4 protein-coding genes and 2 tRNA genes are annotated in these 5,093 nt (G+C 61.8%); all 6 read left to right on the forward strand.

The genetic code is table 11. The features are described 5' to 3' along the window. Positions 1–516: CvpA family protein (locus Q7T10_RS09060; RefSeq protein ID WP_370653750.1), on the forward strand; the 516-nt coding region annotated here is incomplete at its 5' end. Positions 517–534: 18 nt separating this feature from the next. Next, positions 535–2,037 (forward strand): amidophosphoribosyltransferase, encoded by a 1,503-nt coding sequence (gene purF / locus Q7T10_RS09065; RefSeq protein WP_304747573.1) that lies wholly within the window; start codon positions 535–537, stop codon positions 2,035–2,037. A 2-nt stretch (positions 2,038–2,039) separates the two neighbouring features. Next, positions 2,040–3,263, forward strand: a complete 1,224-nt coding sequence (locus Q7T10_RS09070; RefSeq protein ID WP_304747574.1) for an O-succinylhomoserine sulfhydrylase — start codon at positions 2,040–2,042, stop codon at positions 3,261–3,263. After that, the gene (gltX, locus tag Q7T10_RS09075; protein WP_304747575.1) at positions 3,260–4,648 is read left to right on the forward strand and encodes a glutamate--tRNA ligase; all 1,389 of its coding nucleotides are present in this window, start codon (positions 3,260–3,262) and stop codon (positions 4,646–4,648) included. The genes Q7T10_RS09070 and gltX overlap by 4 nt, the downstream gene beginning before the upstream one ends. 73 nt (positions 4,649–4,721) lie before the next feature. Further along, positions 4,722–4,797 (forward strand) — tRNA-Ala (locus tag Q7T10_RS09080). Between the two features lie 58 nt (positions 4,798–4,855). Then, positions 4,856–4,931, forward strand: a tRNA-Glu gene (locus Q7T10_RS09085). The last annotated feature ends 162 nt before the right edge of the window (positions 4,932–5,093 follow it).

Raw genomic sequence — 5,093 nt, forward strand, 5'->3', positions numbered from 1 at the left:
CGCGACAACGTCAAGGCGGGGAAGAAGCTGCAGAAGCAGCTCGAGTCGTTCGAGTCCGGGACCGCCGACTGGGCCCTGCAGCAGAAGCTCATGGTGACCGGACCCGTCGGCGGAGCCGGTGGGATCCTGGTGATCGCCGCCTTCGTGCTGGCCCAGGCCTTTGCCGACGAAGCCGGTGCGTGGCTGCCGATGGGCAACCTGTCACCCGCGCTGCGGGTGGCCGTCGGTTTCGTGCTGGTGTTCGTGACCGTGGCATTCGCCGCCGGCCTGGGGGCCTGGCTGGTGCAGAAACTGGTGGCATCGGTCGGCCTGCGCCCGGTGGACCGCGTGCTCGGTGGCGCTTTTGGTTTGTTGCGCGGGGTGGTGATCCTGCTGGCGGTGGCGCTGGTGGTGAGCATGACCCAGATGCAGAACGCTGCCTGGTGGGCAGACTCCAACGTGGCCCAGGTGTCGACCGCCACGCTGATCGAGGTCAAGCCCTTGTTGCCGGAGCCGGTGGCCCGATATATCCGTTAGTTTTTTGAGGATTCAATCATGTGTGGAATCGTGGGCGTGGTCAGCAAGACGCCGGTCAATCAGCTCATCTACGACGCGCTGCTGTTGCTGCAGCACCGCGGGCAGGACGCTGCGGGCATCGTCACCCAGCAGGGCCGCAAGTTCTTCATGCACAAGGCCAAGGGCATGGTGCGCGACATCTTCCGCACCCGCAACATGCGCGCGCTGCCCGGCCTGTGCGGCCTGGGCCAGGTGCGTTACCCCACGGCAGGCAATGCCTACAGCGAAGAAGAGGCACAGCCCTTCTACGTGAACGCGCCCTTCGGCCTGGTGCTGGTGCACAACGGCAACCTCACCAATGCCAAGGCGCTGGCGCAGGAGCTGTTCCAGACCGACCACCGCCACGTCAACACCGAGAGCGATTCCGAGGTGCTGCTGAACGTGCTGGCGCATGAGATCGAAAAGACCACGCGCGGCTTGCCTCTGCAACCCCACGACGTGTTTGAAGCGGTGCGCAAGGTGCATCGTCGCATCAAGGGTTCCTACGCGGTGATTGCGATGATTGCCGGTCACGGCGTACTGGCGTTTCGCGACCCGTTTGGCATTCGCCCTCTGTGCATGGGACGCAGCGAGGACGGCACTGTGATGGTAGCCAGCGAATCTGTGGCGCTGGAAGGAACCTCGCACAAGTTCGATCGCAACATCGCTCCGGGCGAGGCGGTGTTCATCGACCTGCAGGGCACCCTGCATGCGCAGCAGTGCGCGGACCATCCGGTGTTGAACCCCTGCATTTTTGAGTATGTTTATCTGGCACGCCCGGACTCGGTGATGGATGGCATTTCGGTCTATCAGGCGCGATTGAACCTGGGCGAGACGCTGGCCAAGCGGGTGATCTCCACCGTGCCGCCCAATGAGATCGATGTGGTCATCCCCATCCCCGAATCCAGCCGCCCGAGTGCCGCGCAACTGGCGCAGTTGCTGGGCCTGCCGTACCGCGAAGGCTTCGTGAAGAACCGCTATGTGGGCCGCACCTTCATCATGCCGGGGCAGTCGGTGCGCAAGAAATCGGTGCGCCAAAAACTCAACGTGATCGCCAGCGAATTCAAGGGCCGCAATGTGCTGCTGGTGGACGACTCGATCGTGCGCGGTACCACCAGCCGCGAGATCGTGCAGATGGCGCGCGACGCCGGTGCGCGCAAGGTCTACATGGCCAGTGCCGCGCCGCCTGTGCGTTACCCCAACGTGTATGGCATCGACATGCCGACCTCCGATGAACTGGTGGCGCACAACCGCACGGTGGAACAAATCCGCCAGCTCATTGGCTGCGACGCCCTGATTTACCAGGACGTGGAAGGCATGAAGAAGGCAATCGGCTCACTCAACCCCAACATCAAGGGCTTTGACGCATCGTGCTTTGACGGCATCTACGTCACCGGCGACATCACGGCGGATGACATTGCCCGGCTGAATTCCAGCCGGGTGGGTGGCGACGAAGGTGCAGAAGATAACTCGCGCCTGGCACTGCCGAACCCTGCGGACTGACCATGACCAGCAAAAAACTGCCTGACAACCTGCATCTGGACACGCTGGCTGTGCGCGCCGCCGTGGACAAGAGCCAGTATGGCGAAAACTCCGAGGCGCTGTACCTGACCAGCAGCTTCGTGCAGCCTGATGCCGAGACCGCGGCGCGGCGCTTCGCTGGCGAGGAAGAGGGCTACACCTATTCGCGTTTCACAAACCCCACCGTGACCAGCATGGAACAGCGGTTGGCGGCACTGGAAGGCACTGAGGCCTGCATTGGCACCTCCAGCGGCATGGCGGCCATCATGCTCATGTGCATGGGCCTGTTGAAGGCGGGCGACCATGTCATTTGCTCGCAGAGCGTGTTTGGTTCCACCATCCGCCTGATCGCCGGTGAGTTCGGCAAGTTTGGGGTGCAGAGCACCTTTGTGTCACAAACCGATGTGGCGCAATGGCAGGCGGCGGTTCAACCCAACACCCGCCTGCTGTTTGCCGAGACTCCGACCAACCCGTTGACCGATGTCTGTGACATTCGGGCGCTGGCCGACGTGGCCCACGCGGCTGGGGCGCTGCTGGCGGTCGACAACTGCTTTTGCTCACCTGCCTTGCAACAACCGGTCAAGCTTGGGGCCGACCTTGTCATCCATTCAGGAACCAAGTACCTGGACGGACAGGGCCGTGTGATTGCAGGTGCCCTGTGCACCACGAAAAAACTGATTGACGAAAAGTTCATGCCCGTGATGCGCAGTTGTGGGCTGACGCTGTCGGCCTTCAACGCCTGGGTGGTGCTCAAAGGCATGGAAACCCTGTCGATCCGGATGAAGGCGCAGAGCGACAACGCGCTGGCGCTGGCGACCTGGCTGGAGGCCCAGCCCCAGGTGACACGGGTCTACTACCCGGGTCTGGCCTCGCACCCGCAGCACGCGCTGGCGATGCGACAGCAGTCTGGTCTGGGCGGCGCCGTGGTGTCGTTTGACGTTAGGGCGGGCGATCCGGTGCTGGCGCGCAAGAACGCGTTTCATGTGATTGACAGCACGCTGGTCTGTTCCATCACCGCCAATCTGGGTGACACCAAAACCACCATCACGCACCCGGCCAGCACCTCGCACGGGCGCATTACCGAAGCGCAACGCCAGGCGGCCGGCATCGGCCAGGGCCTGATTCGCGTGGCCGTCGGGCTGGAGAACATTGAAGACCTGAAAACCGACCTGGCACGTGGCCTTCGCGGTCTGGATACCCTGACATGACACAAAAAATTCGTACCCGATTCGCTCCGTCGCCCACCGGCTTCATCCACCTCGGCAACATCCGCTCGGCCTTGTACCCGTGGGCGTTCGCTCGCGCCACCGGCGGCGACTTCATCCTGCGCATCGAAGACACCGACCTGGAGCGCTCGACGCAGGCCGCAGTGGACGTGATCATCGAGAGCATGTCCTGGCTGGGGCTTGACTATGACGAAGGCCCGTTCTATCAAATGCAGCGCATGGATCGCTACAAGGCGGTGCTGGCCGAGTTGCAGGCGGCGGGCCATGTGTACCCCTGCTACATGAGTGTGGCCGAGCTTGACGCCTTGCGTGAGCGCCAGATGGCCGCCAAGGAAAAGCCCCGTTATGACGGTACCTGGCGGCCGGCGCCCGGCAAGACCCTGCCACCTGTTCCCGAAGGTGTGAAGCCGGTGCTGCGCTTCAATAACCCGCAGGGTGGCTCGGTCGTGTGGGATGACAAGGTCAAGGGACGCATCGAAATCAGCAACGATGAACTCGATGATCTGGTGATTGCCCGGCCGGACGGCACGCCCACCTACAACTTCTGCGTGGTGGTGGACGACATCGACATGGCGATCACCCACGTGATTCGCGGCGATGACCACGTCAACAACACGCCACGCCAGATCAACATCTTTCACGCATTGGGCAAAGCGCCGCCGGTGTACGCCCATCTGCCCACCGTGCTCAATGAGCAGGGCGAAAAGATGAGCAAGCGCAACGGTGCCAAGCCGGTGACGCAATACCGCGATGAAGGTTATCTGCCCGACGCCATGGTCAACTATCTCGCCCGTTTGGGCTGGAGCCATGGCGATGATGAAATCTTCAGTCGCGCGCAGTTCCTGGAGTGGTTCAGCCTGGACCATCTGGGCCGCAGCGCAGCGCAGTTCGACGAAGCCAAGCTGCGCTGGGTGAATGCACAGCACCTCAAAGTCATGAGCGACGATGCGCTGGCACCGCTGGTGCAAGAACAGCTGCTGCGGCGTGGCATCGTGGCCGATGACCGCTTGCCCCGCATCTGCGCATTGTTCAAAGACCGGTGCGATACAACGGTGGTCCTGGCGGACTGGGCGGGCGTGTTTTATGCCGACCTCGTCCCCAACCCGGCTGAGGTGAGCCAGCATGTGACCGACGCCATCAAGCCGGCGCTCAGTCTGCTGGTGGAAAAGCTGGCGGCCTGCGCCTGGGACAAGCCGTCAATTGCAGCGGCCATCAAGGAAGTGCTGGCCGCCTGCAGCATCAAGATGCCTCAATTGGCCATGCCAGTACGGGTGTTGGTGATGGGCACAGCCCAGACACCGTCGCTGGATGCAGTGCTCGAACTCACTGAAAGAGGAAAAGTACTCACACGTTTGCGGGCAGCCTGAGTTTTCAGGCTATAATTTGAGGCTTGGAAATTAAGAAGCTTGGTAGGTTACCCAAGCAGGCTTCTGCGGTATCGGGGGTATAGCTCAGCTGGGAGAGCGCTTGCATGGCATGCAAGAGGTCAGCAGTTCGATCCTGCTTACCTCCACCAATATTTCTGAAGTGAGTCTGAGAAGATTTACGTGTTGAGACGGAAGTCCAAAGGTTTTGACCCCATCGTCTAGAGGCCTAGGACACGACCCTTTCACGGTAGGTACCGGGGTTCGAATCCCCGTGGGGTCGCCAAGATTCATCATGAGATGATCAAAGCGCAAGTTGGTAACAGCCAGTCCGCAAGGGCCGGCGACTTGGCTCGAAAGAGCAAACGTTACCGCTACCAGGAGTGGTAGTTCAGTTGGTTAGAATACCGGCCTGTCACGCCGGGGGTCGCGGGTTCGAGTCCCGTCC

Source organism: Rhodoferax sp. (assembly GCF_030646845.1).
GTDB lineage: Bacteria > Pseudomonadota > Gammaproteobacteria > Burkholderiales > Burkholderiaceae_C > Rhodoferax.

Excerpts from the sequence above, each read along its gene's own strand:
- Q7T10_RS09070 (WP_304747574.1), top strand. The coding sequence starts at position 2,040 with ATGACCAGCAAAAAACTGCCTGACAACCTGCATCTGGACACGCTGGCT.
- gltX (WP_304747575.1), top strand. The coding sequence starts at position 3,260 with ATGACACAAAAAATTCGTACCCGATTCGCTCCGTCGCCCACCGGCTTC.
- purF (WP_304747573.1), top strand. The coding sequence starts at position 535 with ATGTGTGGAATCGTGGGCGTGGTCAGCAAGACGCCGGTCAATCAGCTC.